At 75.7% G+C, this 210-nt stretch carries 1 protein-coding gene; it reads right to left on the reverse strand.

Annotated features, from left to right (window positions below; all coding sequences use genetic code 11):
• Window positions 1–210, reverse strand: a 210-nt coding sequence (locus tag ACFHWE_RS23900; protein ID WP_416604133.1) for a hypothetical protein, incomplete at both ends; no start/stop codon positions are given.

A 210-nucleotide genomic window follows, 5' to 3' on the forward strand; every position in this document is an offset into this window, starting at 1 on the left:
TTCGTGTGCGGGGGCGAGGGCTTCCTCGCGCCGCCCCACCTCGGCCAGGCGGTTGGCGAGGTTGTTCAGTGCCATGGCCAGGTCGGGGAGGTAGGCGGCGGGGGCTTGGCCGGCCAGGGTGCGGTAGAGGTCGGCGGCGGGGGCTTGGCCGGCCAGGGTGCGGTAGAGGTCGGCGGCTTCGTGTGCGGGGGCGAGGGCTTCCTCGCGCCG

Origin of the sequence: Nocardiopsis sp. LOL_012 (genome assembly GCF_048060475.1) — a bacterium.
GTDB lineage: Bacteria > Actinomycetota > Actinomycetes > Streptosporangiales > Streptosporangiaceae > Nocardiopsis.